The sequence below is a fragment of the Ureaplasma diversum NCTC 246 genome (assembly GCF_000731915.1).
In the GTDB taxonomy this organism is placed as follows: domain Bacteria; phylum Bacillota_I; class Bacilli_A; order Mycoplasmatales; family Mycoplasmoidaceae; genus Ureaplasma; species Ureaplasma diversum.
In genome coordinates this window covers 1-20,961 of sequence record NZ_JFDP01000060.1, presented here as the reverse complement: position 1 = coordinate 20,961, position 20,961 = coordinate 1, and the positions used below count along the sequence as shown (strand labels likewise).

Annotated in this window: 16 protein-coding genes and 1 pseudogene; 13 read left to right on the top strand and 4 right to left on the bottom strand. The window is 27.2% G+C overall.

Features of this window, described 5'->3' with window-relative positions; genetic code table 4:
• The 12 genes from UDIV_RS02760 to UDIV_RS02705 all read left to right on the top strand — a co-directional run.
• Positions 1–1,386: CTP synthase (locus UDIV_RS02760; protein WP_038102997.1), on the top strand; the 1,386-nt coding region annotated here is incomplete at its 5' end.
• Positions 1,387–1,396: 10 nt separating this feature from the next.
• Positions 1,397–2,686, top strand: a complete 1,290-nt coding sequence (hisS, locus tag UDIV_RS02755) for a histidine--tRNA ligase (RefSeq protein WP_038102994.1) — start codon at positions 1,397–1,399, stop codon at positions 2,684–2,686.
• Positions 2,679–4,433 carry an aspartate--tRNA ligase gene (aspS, locus tag UDIV_RS02750; protein ID WP_051749483.1) on the top strand — a complete coding sequence of 585 codons (1,755 nt, stop codon included), beginning with the start codon at positions 2,679–2,681 and terminating at the stop codon, positions 4,431–4,433. Before hisS ends, aspS begins: the two co-directional genes overlap by 8 nt.
• Positions 4,414–5,235 carry a DUF1266 domain-containing protein gene (locus tag UDIV_RS02745; protein ID WP_038102989.1) on the top strand — a complete coding sequence of 274 codons (822 nt, stop codon included), beginning with the start codon at positions 4,414–4,416 and terminating at the stop codon, positions 5,233–5,235. Before aspS ends, UDIV_RS02745 begins: the two co-directional genes overlap by 20 nt.
• A 16-nt stretch (positions 5,236–5,251) precedes the next feature.
• Complete coding sequence (msrA, locus tag UDIV_RS02740) at positions 5,252–5,752, top strand: peptide-methionine (S)-S-oxide reductase MsrA (RefSeq protein WP_038102987.1); 501 nt, start codon at positions 5,252–5,254, stop codon at positions 5,750–5,752.
• Between the two features lie 68 nt (positions 5,753–5,820).
• On the top strand, positions 5,821–6,060 hold the full coding sequence (locus UDIV_RS02735) for a hypothetical protein (RefSeq protein WP_038102986.1): 240 nt from the start codon (positions 5,821–5,823) through the stop codon (positions 6,058–6,060).
• A 166-nt stretch (positions 6,061–6,226) separates the two neighbouring features.
• Complete coding sequence (locus UDIV_RS02730) at positions 6,227–6,649, top strand: hypothetical protein (RefSeq protein ID WP_038102983.1); 423 nt, start codon at positions 6,227–6,229, stop codon at positions 6,647–6,649.
• A gap of 30 nt (positions 6,650–6,679) precedes the next feature.
• Positions 6,680–7,612: a DNA polymerase III subunit delta gene (gene holA, locus UDIV_RS02725; protein WP_038102981.1), complete on the top strand. Its 933-nt coding sequence runs from the start codon at positions 6,680–6,682 to the stop codon at positions 7,610–7,612.
• 17 nt (positions 7,613–7,629) lie between these two features.
• Positions 7,630–8,991: a hypothetical protein gene (locus UDIV_RS02720; protein WP_038102979.1), complete on the top strand. Its 1,362-nt coding sequence runs from the start codon at positions 7,630–7,632 to the stop codon at positions 8,989–8,991.
• Between the two features lie 20 nt (positions 8,992–9,011).
• The gene (locus UDIV_RS02715; RefSeq protein WP_231428086.1) at positions 9,012–10,070 is read left to right on the top strand and encodes an ECF transporter S component; all 1,059 of its coding nucleotides are present in this window, start codon (positions 9,012–9,014) and stop codon (positions 10,068–10,070) included.
• A gap of 386 nt (positions 10,071–10,456) precedes the next feature.
• Entirely contained in the window at positions 10,457–12,127 is a 1,671-nt protein-coding gene (locus UDIV_RS02710) for a site-specific DNA-methyltransferase (protein WP_038102977.1), read from the top strand.
• 4 nt (positions 12,128–12,131) lie between these two features.
• Positions 12,132–14,561 (top strand): DEAD/DEAH box helicase family protein, encoded by a 2,430-nt coding sequence (locus UDIV_RS02705; RefSeq protein WP_038102975.1) that lies wholly within the window; start codon positions 12,132–12,134, stop codon positions 14,559–14,561.
• A 229-nt stretch (positions 14,562–14,790) separates the two neighbouring features.
• Here UDIV_RS02705 and UDIV_RS04805 read toward each other — a convergent pair.
• Positions 14,791–14,880, bottom strand: a pseudogene (locus tag UDIV_RS04805) (helix-turn-helix domain-containing protein); the annotation flags it as partial.
• A 465-nt stretch (positions 14,881–15,345) separates the two neighbouring features.
• On the opposite strand from UDIV_RS04805, the gene UDIV_RS02700 reads away from it, so the two are divergent.
• Positions 15,346–16,728 (top strand): RNA-binding domain-containing protein, encoded by a 1,383-nt coding sequence (locus tag UDIV_RS02700; RefSeq protein WP_038102969.1) that lies wholly within the window; start codon positions 15,346–15,348, stop codon positions 16,726–16,728.
• 278 nt (positions 16,729–17,006) lie between these two features.
• Here the strand turns inward: UDIV_RS02700 and UDIV_RS02695 are convergent, their stop codons facing one another.
• The 3 genes from UDIV_RS02695 to rpsO form a co-directional block, all read right to left on the bottom strand.
• Positions 17,007–18,902 carry a DUF31 family putative serine protease gene (locus tag UDIV_RS02695; RefSeq protein ID WP_038102967.1) on the bottom strand — a complete coding sequence of 632 codons (1,896 nt, stop codon included), beginning with the start codon at positions 18,900–18,902 and terminating at the stop codon, positions 17,007–17,009.
• 22 nt (positions 18,903–18,924) lie between these two features.
• Entirely contained in the window at positions 18,925–20,388 is a 1,464-nt protein-coding gene (locus UDIV_RS02690; protein WP_038102966.1) for a DUF31 family putative serine protease, read from the bottom strand.
• A 121-nt stretch (positions 20,389–20,509) separates the two neighbouring features.
• Complete coding sequence (gene rpsO, locus UDIV_RS02685) at positions 20,510–20,779, bottom strand: 30S ribosomal protein S15 (RefSeq protein WP_038102964.1); 270 nt, start codon at positions 20,777–20,779, stop codon at positions 20,510–20,512.
• Between the last annotated feature and the right edge of the window lie 182 nt (positions 20,780–20,961).

Below are 20,961 nucleotides of genomic sequence, written 5' to 3'. Positions count from 1 at the left end.
GATTTAGGAAGTTATGAACGATTCATTAATTTAGATTTAAATGAATACTCTTCAGTTACTTCAGGAAAAATTTATTATGAACTTTTATTAAAAGAACGTAATAATGGTTTTGAAGGAAAAACTGTGCAAACAATTCCACATGTTACAGGAGCGATCATTGATTATATTATTAAAATCAAAGATTCATTAAATCCTGATTTTGTGATCGTTGAAATCGGAGGAACTGTGGGAGATTATGAATCGCTTGCTTTTATTGAAGCGATTGCTCAATTTAAACACAGTTATGGGGCAAATAATGTATTATGCATCCACTGCTCACCTCTTATTTACATTAATAATGTCCAAGAACTAAAAACTAAACCAACACAAAATAGTGTTAAATTACTTCGATCACTTGGTGTAAACCCTGATTTATTATTAGTAAGAAGTGAAGTTGAAGTAGATGATTCAACACTTAAAAAACTAGCTTGATCTTGTGCTATTGATGAATCAATGATCTTTGCTTCTTATACTGCAGATTCAGTTTATTTAGTCCCAAACAGCTTATTTGCTCAAAAGATCCATATTTCAATTCTTGATTACTTTAATATTGATTTTGATCAATCTAAAAACATTGATAATTGAACTAATTTCACTAAAAAAATTACTGAACCTAAAAAACATAAATTAAATGTTGGTTTAGTAGGTAAATTTGTTGAACTTCCTGATGCTTATAAATCAGTTATTGAAAGTTTATTATTAGCTAGTTATGAGTTAAGTCTTGATCTTAAAATCAATTACATCCAACCAAATGAAATCAATAAAGATAATATAGAAGAAAAACTAAAACGAATGCATTGTTTATTATTCCCTACTATTTCAGGGGATAATAAAGGATTTGATGGTGCTTTATTAGCAATGCAATTTGCACGAGAATTTGATGTACCAACGCTTGCTTTTGGAACAGGAATTAACATCTTAGTAGCTGATTATATTAAAAATGAATTAAACCAAGAATTAGTGTTTAATCAAACATCTAATAATAATGATTTTAGTTATGTGACAAATGGATTTGTTCTTAATGATAAAGAAATTTATCGAGTTGGAGAATATGAATCTAAAGTATTAGCTGATTCTTTACTAAGTCAAGTTTATAATACTAATTTAATTTATGAACGTCATCGTCATCACATTGAACTTGATAGTTCATTTGTTAATCAACACCTATTAGCTAATCAATGATTAATTAATGCAACAAGTACTAAAAACAATTATATTGATGCTATTAATTACACACCAAATAAATTCCATTTAGGTTTAATTTACAATCCTGAATACAATTCAAAACCAAACAAGGTGAATCCTTGTTTTATTGCTTTACTAAAAGCTTGTTTAATTATTAAATAAAGGAACTATTATGAGTAATTATAACCGTGTTAGAGGAACTGTTGATCTTTATGGTTTAGATATGTTGTTATTTAAACAACTTGAACAAACCTTATTTAAGATCAGTAATCAATACCACTTCAAAATGATTCAAACACCAATCTTTGAAGAAGCTAAATTGTTTCAAAGAACTGCAGGTGATAGTTCTGATTTAGTTTCTAAAGAAATGTATTTGTTTAAAGATAAAGGTGATCGACTTTTAGCATTACGACCTGAAGGAACTGCAGGGGTTATTAGAGCTGTTGTTGAAGAGAAAATGCTAAACAACAATCCATACCCACTTAAGTTAATGTACTTTTCAAGTTGTTTTCGATATGAACGTCCACAATCTGGACGTCAACGTCAGTTTCATCAATTTGGTGTTGAACTATTAAATGCAAATTCAATTTATGATGATTTTCAAGTCATTAGTTTAGCTGATCAAATTCTTAAACAATTAAAGATTGTTGATTATAATTTAGAAATCAATTATATTTCAACACCAAAGCAAAGATTAGCTTGAATCAATGCTCTTAAAACTTATTTTTATCAATATTATGATCAACTAACACCTGTTTCTCAACAACGTTTAGAAACAAATGTATTAAGAATCTTAGATGATAAAGAAGAAGCACATAAAAACTTTGTTAAAAATGCTCCTAAAATTAGTGCTTATATAAGTCAAGATGAACAACAAGAATTTGATCAATTACTTAAGTTATTAGATCAAGCTAATATTAAATATCAAATTAATTACAACTTAGTACGTGGTCTTGATTATTATGAAGGAGTTGTTTTTGAATTTGTATCAACAGCAAATGTTTTAGTAGGTCAATCAACGTTAATTGGTGGGGGAAGATATGGTTCATTAGTAAGTGAACTAAATGGTCCTAATGTACAAGGAGTAGGTTTTGGTTTAGGAGTTGAACGAATCTTAATAATGCTTAAGTATTATTTAGATCAAGAGCAAACTAATCAACTACTTAAAAAAGATGCACCTGTTTATTTAGTTGGTTGTTTAGATGCTAATTTATTAACTAATCTTAATCAATTAGTACACCATTTAAGAGCTAATTCTAAATTAGTTATTGAATCTAACTATAATAGTTATAAAATTGATAAACTCCTTAAACAAGGAGAGCGAATTAATGCACAATATTTATTATTATTAGCTCCAACTGAATTTGCTAATAATCAATTAATTGTTAGAAATTTAGTAACTAAAACCCAACAGTGCGTTGACTATCATCAATTTATTAAGGAGAACATAGATAATGAGTAATATCAAACAATTATATTGTGGACATGTTAATGCTTCTTATATCAACCAAACTGTTAAGATCAATGGTTGAGTAAAACGTGTTCGTAAAATGGGTAATTTAGTTTTTGTTGATATTAAAGATCGATATGGATTAGTCCAAGCTTTTGCAACTAGTAATGATCAAATTTTTGATCAATTAAATGCATTATCAAGAGAAGATGTTATTAGTTTAGTTGGTGTTGTATTAGCACGAAAACAAGTAAATAGTTCAATTCCAACTGGAGAAGTTGAAATCTTAGCTACTAGTTTAATCATCCACTCTAAATCTAAAACACCCCCATTAATCATCGAAAATAAAACTGATGCAAATGAAGAAGTGCGTTTAAAATACCGTTATCTTGATTTAAGACGTGATGTTAATTTACAAACTTTTGTACTAAGAAGTAAAGTAACAAAAAGTATTCGTGATTTCTTACACAATCAAAACTTCATTGAAACAGAAACGCCAATGCTAGCTAAACCAACTCCAGAAGGTGCAAGAGATTATTATGTTCCAACAAGAACTAAAAAATTCTATGCTCTTCCTCAATCTCCACAAACCTTTAAACAACTTTTAATGTTAGCTGGGTTTGATCGATATTTCCAAATTGCTAAATGTTTTCGAGATGAAGATTTAAGAAGTGATCGTCAACCTGAATTTAGTCAAGTTGATATGGAACTATCATTTGTTGATCAATATCAAGTTCAAACACTAGTTGAGCAACTACTACACCACATCTTTTTAGAATGTGCTAATAAAGAAATTAAGATTCCATTTGATCGAATGGATTATAAAGATGCAATCCATTATTATGGAACAGATAAACCAGACTTAAGATATGGTTTAAAAATTAATGATGGTTGTGCTTTCTTTAAAGATACAACTGCTTTATTTATTAAAAAAGCTTTAGAAAATAAAGCTGTTGTTCGTTATTTATTTGTTGAAGATGTTCACTTAACTAAAAAACAAATTCAAGGGCTTGAAAAATATGCTAAAGATAATCAAGCTAAAGGATTAGGTTGAGTTTGTGTACAAGATAATAAAGTAGTTGATGGTTCATTAGCTAATATCATTGATGATCATCATATTTATTTAAAGATTGCACAAACTCATAACAAAACTAAAGGAACTATTTTAATAGTTGCTGATCAATATGAAATAGCTACACAAGCACTAGGGGCAGTGCGAGTCCAATTAGCTACTTTATTAGATCTAAAAGCTAACAAAGAAGATGCATTTGTTTGGATCGTTAACTGACCACTATTTGAATATGATCAAGATAATAAACGATATGTAGCTGCACATCACCCATTCACAGCTCCAACAATTGAATGTGAACATGATTTTGATACTAATCAAAGCAATGCTAAAGGGCAAAGTTATGATGTGGTATTAAATGGTTATGAACTTGGTGGGGGATCTGTACGGATTATTAATCCAGAAATTCAACAACGAATGTTTAATGCTATTAATATGCCAGCATCTGAAGCTAAAACTAAATTTGGTTTTTTACTTGAAGCATTTAGTTATGGTGTACCACCCCATGCTGGAATTGCACTTGGTTTAGATCGATTAATGATGATCTTAATTAATAGTGAAATGATTAAAGATGTTGTTGCTTTCCCTAAGAATAATGCAGGGGTTGATATGATGTTAGATTGCCCTTCAGAAATTGATGATAGTGAACTTAAAGAGGTAGGATTAAAACGTGAAACTAAACAATCTTAATAATGCTTCTTATTTTTCTAAAAACATTAAAAACTACGAACAACATTTAAAAGTTTGAAACCAAGTTCATAATGAACTAACTTCAAATCTATCTAAACTAAAAACAGATTATAAAAACCAAATAACTACTAAACAATTAGATGAAGCTACTTTTGAGTTTGGAATGTATTTATCAAATTTTGCTGCAATTGGTTTAGATCTAAACTATAAAAGCAAACCATTAATTGTTGATGATACTAAAAGTGAATACCAAATACATAAAGAATTATTTTCTTTATTAGAAGATTGTTATGGTATTTATGAAGTTGATCAATTCTATCCCTTCTTAAATGAGTTAATTCAGTTTACTAAAAGTGATCAACTAGCTACTTTATCATTATTTAATGATTATAATCAATTAACTAAAATCACTGAAAATCAACTTGATATTAATCCATTAGAATTTATGTTTATTAATGCTTTTAATGGATATAAAAACTCATTTTTTTATTATACTCAACAAGCAAGTGCAATTGTTCTTTTATTAAGAATTGGTTATCAATTACAATGAGTTAATGATGATATTTTAGTTAATATTACCCAAGTTATTAGTTTACAAATTACAGAACGATTTAATAGTTGATCTGAATTTATTTACAACTATATTTTAGCAATGGTTTATGACCAATTAGATGAAGATAATCCAGATCAAGCACTAAATGTTGCATTATTTTGAATCAATCAATTACAACCATTGCTTTTAATGCTTAATTTAGAACAAAAAGATAGTTGAATTAAAAAAGTTATTAAATATGTTGAATAAACAAGGAGTAGAATAAATGATTAAAAAAATTTATTTGGCTGCAGGCTGTTTTTGAGGAGTACAAAAGTACTTTGATAGTATCGATGGGATAGTTTCAAGTAATGTTGGTTATGCTCAAGGAAATGTAGCTAATCCATCTTATCAACAAGTTTGTACTGGTAATACAAATCACACTGAAACAATTGAAATTGAATACGATGATCAAATCATTGACTTAGTTACTATCTTAGATCACTACTTCCATATTACAGATCCTTTTTCATTAAATCAACAAGGACATGATATTGGAACACAATATCGATCTGGAATCTATTATTTAGATAGTGAACAAGAAACTATAGTTAAAGATTATGTAGCTAATTTACAACAACAAGTTAACAGAAGAATAGTTGTTGAAACACTTCCTTTTAGTTGTTTTTATTTAGCTGAAGAATACCACCAAAAATACTTAAACAAAAACCCAACAGGGTATTGTCATTTTAATGTTAATGCTAAACTAAATAGTTTTAAAAAATAATAAATAAACTAAAGCTAAAACTTAGTTGGTTTATAATATATATGTAATTAAAAGTTAGGAATTTTAAGATGACATATAATAAAATTGTTCGTAATCTAAATACAACTCCGCTTGATAGTAGTAAACACTATCATATTTATAAAATTCTTACTACTAAAGAAGAATTAAGTAAAGGTGTTGTTGAATTAGTAGCAACAAATGAAAAAACTTATAGCATTGATTTAGCTGATCAAGTAGATCAACTAAAAGATGGCGATTGCATCGTTGATGATGGACATGTTATTGTTGCTTTATATTTAGAACAATAATTTTGATTAAAATCAACAAAAAAGAAACCTTGCTTATTTTTTAAGTGAGGTTTCTTTGATTTTAATTCATATTTGTGCTAATATAGTAAAATTATATATAAATATAATATTAAAGATAAAAAACCTATCAGATAATAATTTATCATAGAAGAAAATAGGAAAAACAATGAGTAAGAAAAAAACCTTTAAAATCACTTTAACTGATACTGAAGCCGATTTATTATCTAAAGCTAAAAAAGCAATTGATCCAGATAATGTATTACCAATCGAAATTTATGTTGAAGATGTGATTCATAAATGTTTACAACGTCATTTTAATAAAGATGATAATCCGGAAAAATCTTTATATTCACTATTCTTAGGGGACGAAGTTGTTAATAATCCTTTTGTAGAATTATCAAAGATGTTTAAAGATCAAAAAATCGAACCACAAGATTTTATTAACTTCATTGAAGATATGGGTCAACAATACAACTTCTTTGAGGAGTTGCAAGAAACTAAAGCTAAAAAAGAAACTAAAAAACAAAGTGCAACTGAACAAGAAGAAAAAGAACCTAAAGCTAAAAAAGTAGTTAAGAAGTTTTCATAATTAATTTGTTAAAAGTATGAGTGATTAGTAATGGATCTAAATAAAATATTTCATATCATTAATAGTTCTGATTTAGCTTTTAATAAAACCACTATTAATCAACTATTTAAAGGATATGATCTAGTTGAAATTAATGATCAATTTAATATTGATGATTTAATCAATAACTTAGATCAAGATATGCTTTTTAATCAACCATCTATTTGGCTTTTTAATAACAGTAATCACTTTAGTTCTAATGAACAATTTAAAAAAACTTACCAACTATTAACTAAATTACTAACAGCTAAGCAAGTTTGTATTTTTATAGTAACTAGTTTAGCTAAAAGTAAGGATGTACTTAATTTTATTGATCAATATGCTAATGTGTACACTAGTTTTGAATATAATCAAAAAACAGCTTTTAATTATGTTTTAAAATTATGTGCTGATTTACAAATTAATTTATCTGATTATCAAATTAATAGTTTAATTAATGCAACAGCTTATGATATTAATCTATTACATAATGAAATTCATAAAATTTCTTTACTTAATCAACAAACAATCAGTAATGAAGTATTTGATCTTATAGTAAGTGATTATAGTAATGAACTTGTTTTTAAAATTATTGAACACTTATATCATCAACAAATTAAACAAGCACTTAAAATAGTTGATTATTTATTAAGTGTACAAACCAATGAGATTACAATCATTAATGCAATTGCTACAATGATGTGTAAACATTATTATGTTAAAAAACTAACTGAATTAGATTATGATCAAGATCAAATAGCTACTAGTTTAGAAATCAAACCATTTGTTGTATCGATTCAACAAAAAATGCTTGTAAATTTTTCAAGTGATTGAATAATTGATAAAATTAAAATGCTGTTTAATTTTGATTATTTAATCAAAACCAACCAAATTGACAAAAACCATGCCTTATTTCTATGGATCTTGTCTTTTTATCATATTTAATTTAAAAAGGAGGGTTTATGTCTAATCAACTAAAAACATTAGATCAAAGCACTCAAGACTTATATTTAAAAAGTAAACTCCAACTAAACACGGTTTTTTTAAAGCCAGAATTAAATGCTGCTTTAAAAAATGATCAAACATTAAGATCACAAGTGTTTGGAGCTATTAATATTGTTCATTATATTGAATCTAACTACCAAACAGAAAATTCAACTTTTGATGAATATTCTAAAGCCATTACTGTTTATGAACCTTATAAGCAAGTAATTTATAGTTTTGATGATCATGACAACTTATTAGATGCTATTAATAGTTTACGTGTTTATTTACTTAACACTTATCAAACCAATACAGATGAACTTGTTGATGTATATGGAAATGTTTTATTTATTTATACACCAACTTCAACTGAAACTGATCAAGTAGTTGTAACTGATGAAGTTGTTTATCAAACTAAACCAATTGAACAAGATCAAGAGATAAATCAAGAACAACAAAATGCTAATTTTAATCAAAGTACAAATAACTTTGACCCAACATCATTTGGTTTTAATCCTAAGATTGCAGATGATTTTAAAGAAATGCAAATCAATGCAGTTGTTAATAACATCTTTATGCATAAAGTAATGAGTAATGAAGTGTTTATTTACAACAGCAAACCAAAAGTGATTCCAATTCTTAAGATCTTATACATTGTTATGTTAGGATTAATGTTTATTTTCTCAATTGTCTCTTTTGCATTAATTAATGTCTTTGGTAAAGAAATGTTTACAATTGCAACTGCAACCACAATATCTGGACAAACACAAACAATTGTTATTCCCTTAGCTAGAGGAGCTACTATTCCCTTTGATTTAATTATTTTATTATTAGTTATTTCATGGTTTATTTATGGAATGATTAAGGGATGGAAAAATGATAATATAAGGTATCATTTCAAATTCATGGTTCCATTAGTTTTTGTAATCATTTTAGTAATTGTAAAATTAGTTGGAAGTTTTAGTGGTGTGTTTAGTTTTGCAACTGATGATATTTTAGATAGCTTTAATAAGATTTGAAACAAGCATGTGGAAGCTACAAACCATCCAAATGCAGCAGCTGCAGGGCTTAGACCAATTGCACCTGAAGATTTAGAATCAACAAAAGCTCACTACCAAAGCATTATTATGGGTTATTTTGCAACTACAATCATTGTTTTTGCTGCTTTATTATTTGCTTTAATTGTGATTGTAACAGCTATTTTCTTCAATCCTAAAAAAGACTTTGAACGAGTTAAAGAATTACATGAACAAATTAGAGCTGATTTATTAGCTGGTAAAATTGATCCAAGTTTATACCAAATCAAACCAGCATCAGCTCGAGATTCAATGTGAATATAAAAAAAGGATAAATAAGTGAAATGAATTTTCGCTTTGAGCTTAAACCATTAGCAAATCAAAAAGTATTAACGACCAAAATAGATCAAATAAAACGGAAGTTCTTACTTTTTTTCTTCCCTTTTTACCCTCTAAAGCTATTTAAATCAATATCAATGATTACATTGTTTGCAGTTTTTTTAGCAATCCGATTAGGAATGTCATTTCTTAATGTGCGTTTACCTGGTTTTGGATTATCACTCTCTTTTGCGTGATTACCATTAATGGTACTAAGTTGATATTTTGGTCCAGTGATTGGTTTGTTTGCAGGGGCTCTTATGGATACTTTAGCGTGAGCACTTAAACCAAGTACTTGGTTCTGGTTATATGCTATTCAAGAGCCAATTGTTGGACTGATAGCTGGTTTGTTAGGATCAATTGCAACATTAAGAAAAAGTGCTACTAAAACCTATTGGGATCTTATTATTGTTCAGTTTGTAATCTTAGTTTTTGGTTTTATTACAATCTATGTGCTTTTAACACTACTTAATGAAGGTAGTGTACAATATGATGCTAAAAACAAAAAGATTGCTCCTTTGTTTAGTGCTATCAGTCGAAACGATCCTGAGATCGGAGATGAATGGTTATATATCTTTAAATATTTAGCAATTGCTTTTATTTCAGCATTTGTTCTATTCATTGAAATCTTCTTATTATCTTATTATATTAATGCTAAAAAGAAAAAGAAGCCAAGTAATAATTTAATAGTTACAATCTATACTGCTTTATTATGTATTTTAAGCACAATGATCTTCTCATTTGCTCTAGGTTCTTATACAGCTGTTAAATTCTTAGAATTTTTAGGTAGAAAACCTACTAATTATCTAAGGTATGGTATTAATTATTATTTATTACCAAGAGTAATAAAAGAAAGTATTAAAACACCAATTTATATTCTTATTCTTTCATCAGTTTTAATTACTTTTGAATATGTCTTTATTAATGTTAAAAAGATCAGTCAACTTAAATGATCTAAAATCGATCATTTTAATGAAAATAACTGATTTAGTAAAAGAAAAAACAAACAAAAAACATCCTTATAAAACAAAGGGTGTTTTTGTTTGTAGATAGCTTAGTAGATTGATTAATTGTTGTTGGTGTTTGGTGTTTATATCATCACACTATAATATTAAAAATATCATTTAAATTAGTTAATTTTATGGGCTTTAATAAATTTTAGAGCTGATAGTTCTTAAATAGTTTACGTACTAAAGATGATTATGTAACTAATAAACTTTTGAAAAACAAAAATCAAAAAGTGCTTTTTGTTGATAGAGAGCTATATCATTTAGCTTCTAATTCAATATTAGCTCAATTTGTATTAATGATGTAATTAGCTAGAGTTAAATGCACCAAAATAATAGTTGTTTCATAGAATTAGTCAATAATTAAATATAATAATAAAAAATAATTAATTTATGGAGGAAATATGACTAAAAGTTTAAAAAGCTTAGAAGAATACAAAGAAGATCTTAAAAATATATCAAAAAGTCTTTTAAATGATGACCAAAAAAGCTTAATTATAGAGATATTAGAAAATTCCAAAGAAGAAAATTTAGACAATATATTCCAGCTTTTAATTCAAAAAGTTAAAATTGGCTTTACTTTTGATCTTGCACCTAGTGTTGATGCAAAACAAGTTGCACTATTAACAAAAGACGACAAAATGTCTTTTGTTAATGATTATCTAAAACATCAAAATAACAATTTAATTATTGGTGAAAACTATGATGTAATTAAAAATCTAATAGTATTAGAGAGAGAGAGAGAGAGAGAGAGCGGAGCGTTAGACGCTAAATACGATATTATCTATATCGACCCTCCATACAATATAGAAAAAGCAAAAGCTGAAGGTAATCAATTTTCAGAAAAAGAAGATGTTAAAGCATCTAAATTCATTTATCGAGATAAATTTAGTCGCAATGGCTGGCTAAATATGATGAATGAAAGACTAAAAATGGCTCACACATTGTTAAAAGACGATGGTGTTATTTTTGTTTCAATTGATGATAAAGAACAGGCCTATTTAAAAGTATTAATGGACGAAATTTTTAAGGAAGAAAACTTCGTTGCTAACTTAGTGTGTCAGAAGAAAAATTCTGGTAGTGGAGATGATAGTAAGCATCTAAAAGTGCTAACTGAATATATACTACTTTATACTAAAAATATTGATAAATTAGTTATCAATACTATCAAAAAAGATATTGATACAAATGCTTATAAATTTGAAGATGAACATGCGGATACAAGGGGTAAATATCTTATAAAACAACTTGACGTGGCCTCACTATCGTGATCAGAGAAACTTGACTATGAATTTGAATACGAAGGTAAAATTTATTATCCTGGTGGCAGCAAAGAAAAATGATTAATTCGTCAAAATGGTAAACATGCTAAAAAAGATTGGCAGTGAAGATGAAGTAAAGATAAATTAATTGATGGCATAAAAAATGGTTATATTGTTTTTAAAAACAATAAAATTTATTCAAAGCAATATCAATTTGTTGATAATTCAGGAAATCTAATAGAACGTCAAGATAAATTTAATAACTTAATAATTGACTCTAATAAGCATGGAACACAAGGTACAGCAGTTCTAAAAAGTGTTTTTGATGGTTTTAAAATTTTTGATCATCCTAAACCAACAAATTTACTAAAACATATTATAAACATGCATCCAAACAAAAATGCCCGTGTTTTAGACCTTTTTGCCGGTTCAGGCACTACAGCTCACGCTGTTTTAGAACTTAATAAAGAAGACGGCGGTAATCGTAGTTTCACCATTGTAACTAATGATGAAAATGGCATTGGCACAAATATTTGTTATGAACGAGTTTATCGAATTAATAAAGGTATTGGCACAAATGGACAAAAATTCGATTGAGCTAGAAAAAACGAGCCTTTCAAAGATAATTTAAATGTTTTTAAAGTTAAATATTTTGATACATCAATTACTAGCAAACAAAATGACTTGATTAAAGAGACTTTTAGAGCACAACTTAAAGACTTCAACATTACAAAAGTTAATGAAGAAAATATCGATGACCGAAATATTCTTGTTTCACTAACTGCACTTAAACCAATTAAAAATAAAGAATAACATTATGATACTTTCGAATACACAAAAACGTGCTGTAAGTCAACTTATTGAACGCTATAATGATTTTTTAAATAGCGATCAAGATCAAGATAAAAAAATAGTTTATTTTAAAGCCCCTACTGGTAGTGGTAAAACCTTTATGATGGCTAATTTTATCCATCAAATGATTGAAAATAATCGTAACGATGCCTCGCCACATAAATTAGTTTTTATTATTGCTACTCTTTCATCAGCAGATTTACCTTACCAAATGGAACAAAACTTATTAGAATATAAATATGTTCTACAAGCGAATTATGAAGTTATAAGAGTTGAATCTCCTAGTTCAAGTTCTTCTCAGAATAAAAGAGATTATGACCCTCAATTACATGCTGATGTTGATAACGTATTTATATTTGGAAAATCATCATTTGGCAAAAACCGGATTTTAACCGAACATGGCATACTTGATGCGTTTTTAGATCAAATTAAAAACGAAAATTATCGACTAATTTATATTAGAGATGAAGCACACTATGGCTCAAATGAAGTAAAAATTAAAAAAGGTGGAGATGTTCAAAAATTTGAAACCAGAGTAAACAATGTTGCTAGCTACATTGTCAAAATGACCGCTACTCCAGATTATAGTCAAAACATAGTAGCAATCGATGAAAAAGAATTTGAAAATGATAACATAAAACTAATTAAAAACAATCTAGTTTTCAACGAATCAATTAATGATATTGATATTGATAAAATTGATGATACCCAAATTATTGAAACAGCTTGTGAAAAATTTAAAGAAGTAAAACTTCGATATGCACAAAACAATAAAGAAACGCTAAATGTTCGTCCTGCAATGCTTATTCAAGTTGACAGTGAAAAGAAAGAGCAGAGCGAAGAATTTCAAAAATATATTGAAAATCTAACTAAAATTATTGAAAAACACAACTTAAGCTGGGTTAAATATTTTTCAAATGAGAAAATTACTTCTAATAAATTAATTGATAGTGATTCTAAAGTATCACTTAAAGAAATATCGCGAAATGGATCAAACTATGATGTAATTTTATTTAAAATAGGTCCGGCTACAGGATGAAATATTCCAAGAGCTTGTATGCTTGTCCAATTAAGAAATGTTGCTTCGAAAGTGTTATCAACACAAACTATTGGTAGAGTTCGTCGTGTGCCTATTCCTATGGAACGAGTAAACTTTGATCAAAATTCAATTGCTAACACATATTTTATTTATTCAAATCATCAAGAAGTAAAAAAATCACGTATTGAATATCAATTACAAAAACAATACAAAGATGTTAAATTTGTTTATGGTCAAATTAATACCGAAGTAATTCAAAAACAATTAGATACAAGAAAATATGAGCAACAAATTATTGAAAATATTTTTGACAAAGAACGTTTTATTGAACGACAACAAAAATATTTTGATGACTTCAAAAAATATGAATTCATTGATGGAAAAACATCAACTTATGGAGATAAAGTAAAGATCGACTCTAAAATTACTAATTCAATTGAGCTTGAATTATATGTTAAAGGTCAATTACATAACTTAAGAAAATATTTACCAAATGAATTAATAAATACAATGCATAATTTAACCCTTAATGAAGAAACTGGCGAGTATTTAGTTGATAAAAATATGTTTTGTTACATATTAATAAAAGAAAATTTGGATAGTATTAAACAAATATATAACAATAATTTAGAAAAAATTAATAGCGTTTCTGAGAATAGAGTTTATCAAATTAAGCAAAGTAAAAATTTACCTGATAAAAGCTTTATAACTATTTCTGAAAGTAACAAAGAAAATAATATTACTTTTAAAGATCCAAATAAAATCAAATACGCTTATATCCCAATTGATCCTAACCAAAATAACTACTATTTTGATTCAAAACCTGAAATCTCATTTGTAAAAAGTATAAGAGATTTTCTAGTGCGTAATGATAGCAATGTGAAATTATGAACTAAAAACCCTTTATCAAGTAATATATCATTTGAATATTTTGATAATAATTCAGAAATATTATCATCATTTCCAGATTTTATCTTTGAAATAATTAAGCCAAATAATATTAAACACTATTTATATATAGAAGTTAAAAGCATTGATGATTGCAATCCAGATAAAACCACTAAACTAATTGATTCATATAAAAAATATATAAATGATTGAAAACAAAACAATGAATATCGATCTTCTAATAATATTTATAAGACAGAAATTACCATTGCTGTATGTTTTGTAAAAATAGATAATAATCAACATAAGTGTTATCTAATTGGTGCAAGCACTAATGAAGAATTTAATAAAAAAATTTATTTAGAGATACCTAACAACATTAAAGTTGACATTATTAGTAATCCCAACAAATATAATCCATATGATAATGCTAGTCATATAATTGATGATATACTGAAGAGTTGCTAATTTATTCAACTTTTTAATAAAAGTATAATTACAACACAGAAATAAGTAAATTCTGTGTACTTCAAAGTAAGTTCAATTGCAACACCGCAGTTGGGCTTATTTTTTATTCTACATACTTGAATAGAAAAAATGATTTTTAGATAAATTTAATTATTTTTTGTACAAAATTAATAGATAATCAAGACAAAAATACTATATACCATGTTGCTAAATTGTAAGTTGTTTTTATGCCACAAACTTTTATCAAATTTCTTTTTAATTCTCTGCTGATTGTTGATGGGTTTCCGTTTAATAAAGTAGCTATTCTTCTTATAAAAAAACAATATTTAAATAATTAGATATAGCAATTCTGTCTTCAATTGTGAGATGTTTATATTTGTTTTTGCTTAAAATCATATGTAAATATTTTGAAACAGTATATATCTTCAGTTTTGGAAATTACTAATTTATCAAGTGTTTGGGATAGGAACCAACCATTATTAGATAATGGGTATAAAGAAAGAATAAGACAAGCGTTAATAAATTCAGGTTATGTTAGACCTTGTAAAGATAAAAAGGGTCAACGAATTATGCTCACAAAATGACAGAGAAATACTACTGTTCATACTCATTTATTGTAGAATAAAGCAGAAGTAGGCGACTGCCTTTAGGTGGCTGAAACTTTTGATTATTAGTTGTTTATTTAAAAATTGTTTTAAGATGACAAGTTATATGCAAAAATGTTCCCCACTTTGTTCCCCACTTATGATATAATAAACGTGGGTAATAAAAGGTTGATTAAACTATGAGTAAGTATTTTGAAATCATAAAAAATTTAATAAGTCATCAAACAGAAGAAGAGTGGTTTGAATTTAAAGAAAATTGGGACGAAGCACATGGAATAGGAGAATATATATCTGCGCTATCAAATGCAGCTGCAATTTGTAGACAGGAATATGGGTATCTTGTTTGGGGTGTAAATAATGAAACTCATGAAGTTTTAGGAACTAAATTTAATTATAGAGTCGATGTTAAAGGTGAACCTTTAGAGCATTATTTAGCAAGGCAATTCAAACCGGATATTGTTTTTTCTTTTCATGAAGTGGATTTTGATAATAAGAGGGTAGTTCTATTAGAAATTCCTGTAGCTAAAAATGTTCCAACTTCTTTTGATGGAATAAGATATATTAGAATAGGTTCAAGTAAAGTGAATGTTAGTAAATATCCTGATAGAGAAGCTAATTTATTTGAAGTACTAAGCAAAAAAGAGAAAACAATAGACAGTATTGAATCTGAATATCAAGATTTAACTTTTGAAAGATTGTTTACATATTATGCAGGCAAAGGAATTTCTCTGAAATTTGAAACTTTTAAGAAAAATCTTGGGCTTTTAACTAAAGATGGTAAGTATAATTTGATGGCTCAATTGCTGTCAGATGACAGCCATATACCTGTAAGAGTATCGGTATTTAGTGGAGAAACGAAAGCAAGTCCTCTATATTCTGTAAAAGAGTTCGGTAACACTTGCATTTTGTTAACCTTAGATAAAGTATTACAATATGCAGATGTAATAAATATAATCCAAGCAGATGAGAGCAGAAGAATTACTACAAGAAAAGATGTTGCTTTATTTGATATGAATGCTTTTAGAGAAGCGATTATAAATGCTTTTGTTCATAATAAGTGGATAGATGGTAATGCACCGATGATTACGGTATATAGTAACCGTATAGAGATTCTTTCAAGAGGTACACTTGATCCGAAGCAGACGATTGAAGGGTTTTATATGGGTGAGTCTATCCCGGTTAACCAAAAACTGTCAGAAATATTTTTACAACTTCACATCAGCGAGCGTTCAGGAAGGGGCGTTCCTAAAATCATAGATAGTTATGGAAAAAATGTGTTTAATTTTAGAGAAAATTCAATTGCAGTTAACATTCCTTTTAATTGGATTAACAATGTAGGGGATAAAGTGGGTAATAAAGTGGGAGATAAAAGACCTCTAAATGATAGACGAAAGAAAATTTTAAAAGAAATAAGAAACAATCCTAATGTAACTCAAGCACAATTATGCAAAATTATAGGCATAGGATTAACAGCCATCGAAAACAACATTAGATTTTTGAAAGAAAATGAATATATAGAACGAGAAGGATCTAACAAGACAGGCTATTGGAAAATTAAGTAATAGTACTTGAAAGTAAGTTCAATTGCATCGCTGCACATGGGCTTATTTTTTATTCTACATACTTTAATAGAAAAAAAGATCAAATGCCATCATTAAATTTTTTACTTTAATAATGTTGCAGTTGATCTTGCAATCAAGCAAGTACCTTTAAAAATGTACTTTTTTAGAATTAATTTTATATTTTAAGAACCTAAACAATAATTAACTTTAATCAAATAAATGTTTAGCAATATTAAGTGAAATTAAGCACTTTTTATTCCTAATTACATTAACTTATATTACTGATTTCTTACTTCTTTTGGCTGCTTATTAGCTTGGTTAGTTGGAGTTGTAATTGTTGGAGTAGGCTTAGTATTTATTTCTTTTTCTTTTTCTTTTTGTTCTTTAATAAGTTTTTGCAAGTTATTAATTACTTGGGTTATATTATGTTCAGAATAAACAGGGAATCTAGGATCATTATATAAAGTAAAAGTAGTATTAAAAGGAACTATTTTATTATTAACTTCTTTATTATGAACAAAACTAATTTTTAAACCAATATTTGATTCTTTATCTCAGATTACTTTAATTTGATTAATTGCACTAGGATCTGGTAGTAGTCCATGTTCTTTGTTTAAGAACTTAGGATTAACAATGCTGTAAATAAAATGGGTATATGTTTTTACAAATTGTTCAAATTCATCTGATTGATTTTGACTCTTGTCAAAAATCAATCCTCCTTTAGCATATATTCCTTCTTCTCTTTGTTCAATAGCATGTAATCTACTTACTAATTGTTTAAGATGTTTTAAGTATTCTAAAAAAGTATTGTTATCAAAGTTAGAAGTTAGAATGTTAGTGTTGTAGTTAGTATCTAAATAAGTATTTGATCTTTTAGTAAAAGCTAGATAATTTTTAATTAAATCTTGATTAATATTACTTACATTATCATTAAAGAAGATTGGTGTAAAGTTACCATAAAAAGGTCCTGCTTTATTATTAGTAATATCAACTACTCTAACTCCTCCTCAATAGATGCCAATGATATTATTGTTAATATCAAAAACTGGTGAACCACTTGCTCCTGGTCCTAAGTCAAATCCTTGGGTTGGAATATCGTATGAATGATATGGATACTTTTTAAGATTCTTATCAAAGAATGGTTTGTTATCTTGTGTATAGAAGGCTATTTTATTACCAAAAACAATTGGGTTATCGTTACGATAAGTTTTTGCATCTGAAAAACTATCGATATAACCAGTTGCATAATTAGCATATTGATGGTAGTAAGAATAATCCCCATCATAACTATTTTTAGCTGTAAAGTGGGGATAACCAGCTGAATAAAACAATGAATTTTTTGATTTTTGTTTGTTTAAGATCACATTTCCAAAACCAATTCCTTTAATTGGTTTGAAGTTTCTAAAGAAAGGAATTTCTTTTTTCTGTCTTCTTGTTGGTGTAATTTTAATGATCGCAAAATCTGATGCTTTATTGTGATTTCTAAGAGCATTTAAATCAGAACTATCTGCTCCATAATTAATTGCTTCATCTTTAATACCAACTGGAAGAATAGTATATGTTCCTGGTGAATATTGATTAACTTCTGCTTCTTTTAAGGGAAGAATTTTAGATTGAGCAGTTGCTGTTTTAGAGAACACTAAACTATTTCTAAACCCTTCATTATAATCAACAATTGGACTTTGTCCAAGTTGTGTTGAACCTATTGTTAATTTAACATCTTGAGCAGCTGCAGCTACTAAACCAATTACATGCATATTAGTAGCAATATAGAATGTTTTAATATCATCAATTGTAGCTTGATCATAGTTTCTAACATTATCTTCAAGTTCAAAATCAAAGATTCAACCACTTCCATATATGTTAATAGCAGTATTTCTACTAGTTCTCATATTAAAACGCAAAGACATTACAGTTTGATTAGCGTGAACTGTATTTTCGTTTGCAAATGCATTTGGATTTGATTGTGAAACCTCTTTAGCTTTGTCTTTAAGAACACCAAACTCTGAGATTTTATCACTTACATCATGACTACTAAAAGGGTTATTCAAACCCGGATAAAATCATGAGTTAATGTAGTTTAAAAATGAACAAGCTGCAATTGTTGTTGATACAACAACTCCAGTTGCTACAAATCCACTTAAACCTGCTATTACTTTTCATGCTTTACGCATAAAACTATCCCTTTACTTTCATTTAAATAAAATAAAAATAGTTATTTTTCTTAGATTGATCTTTAAAACTAATTTGGACTAATAACTTTACATCCTTATTAGGGTTTTTAATTAATTTAATTTGATTAATATCATTTACATTAAATTGATTATAAGTATTGAAATGATTAAATTGGGTTTGTACACCTTTAATAAAATTAAAAATTAGTTTTATTTGTTCTTGTTTATTTATTGTTGTTTGTTGATTGATCGATTCAACAACATTATTAAATTCTTGTTGATTATTTTGGTTTAAATTAGCAACTAAGTATTTAGTAGCAAAAACATGATCTAAATAGGTATTATAGTTTAATGTAGCTTTTAGATAATTTGCTAATAAATCTTGCTTAATTTGTTCTTTTAAATAGATTATTGGTGAAAAATTACCATAAAATTGACTATTATTAGTTTTTTCAACAATTCTAAATCCACCCCAATAGATACCAATAAAGTTATTATTTGTATCAATCACAGGTGAACCACTTGCTCCAGATCCTAAATTAAAATCTTGTTTTGAATAATCATAAGCATCATATTCATATTTCTTAATTTGTTTAACTAGATCATTGGTAATGTTTTTTTGATGTCTAAAAACATTTTCATCATAATAAACCGGATTATCTTCTCGATAGTTAATTGCTTTTTGATCACTACTTAGATAAAAAGGTTTAAAAGGAGCAATTAATTTTGGATCATTACCTTTATATTGTTTATAATATGGTCTTCTTGTTTTATTATCTTTAATGATGGCATATCCTGCACTATAAAAATCAGTATTAGAAACATCATTAAAACTACTAAAACTAGGTAAAGTGTTGAAATTAAAGTTTACTAATCAAGGTAAATGTTGTTTTTGAAAATCTGAAGGAACAACTCTAATGATTGCCATATCAACAGCTTTAGTTCTAGTTTCACTATTATTAGCTAAACCAACTGGAAGAATTGAAAAAGATGCTTTTTGATCTTTATGATTTGATTTGTTTGTTTTAATAAATGCCTCAATGCCATCAATTAATGGATTAGCAAACAAATCAGGATTTAATCCTTTATTGTTTTGATTGATCAATTTTAAATTTTTAGCTTGACTTATTTTTAATCTAGCATCATTTCTAAGTGCTACTAAATTAATAACATGAATATTAGTAGCAATATATAAAGCTTTAATATCTCTTAATTGAACATTATCATAAGTTTTATTAGGATATAATTCAACATCAAACAACCAACCAGTTCCTGTTAATAAATTAGAACTTTGATTAACTTCAAAACTTAATGAAAAAACATTTTGACTTAAAAAAAGAGTTTGTGGGGTTAGTTGTTGATTGTTTTCTAAAAGACCTGTGTTATGTTCTACTGTTTCTTGTTTTGGCACAGAACAAGCAACAAATAAACCAGCTGGAAGAATAAGTGCAACTGGTAAACTAGTTCACAAAAATCATTTTTTCATACTATACCCCTTTCTTTTGTATTGTTATATTATAAATTAGATATTAAAAAGATAGAGAATAAAAATAAACACCAAGAGCAACAATTATGTCCTTAGTGTTTATTTAATTGGATTTGATTAATTACCCACGTAGGTTTAATTCTTTTACAATTTCACGGTAACGTTCAATATCAGTTCTCATTAAATAAGATAATAATTTCTTACGTTGAGCAACTTTCTTATATAAACCACGCTTAGAAGTTTTGTCTTTTTTGTTTTCAATCATGTGTGATGTTAATGAAGCAATTTCAGCTGATAAAATTGCAATTTGAACTTCAGTTTTACCAGTGTTTTGTTCACTACCACCAAACTTAACTACTAAGTCAAGTTTTTGTTGTTTAGAAACAGCCATGATTATATCTCCTTTTTTAAATCAAAATATTCGCCACTACCGAGCTTAAAATCGAGATTTATTTCAAACCAAGTAATGGTAGTTTAAGAAATAATTATATATTATTTGTAAATATAAGATATTAAAATATATAACTAAATCTTATTAAGTATAGCATAATACTATATATAAAGGAAAAAGAA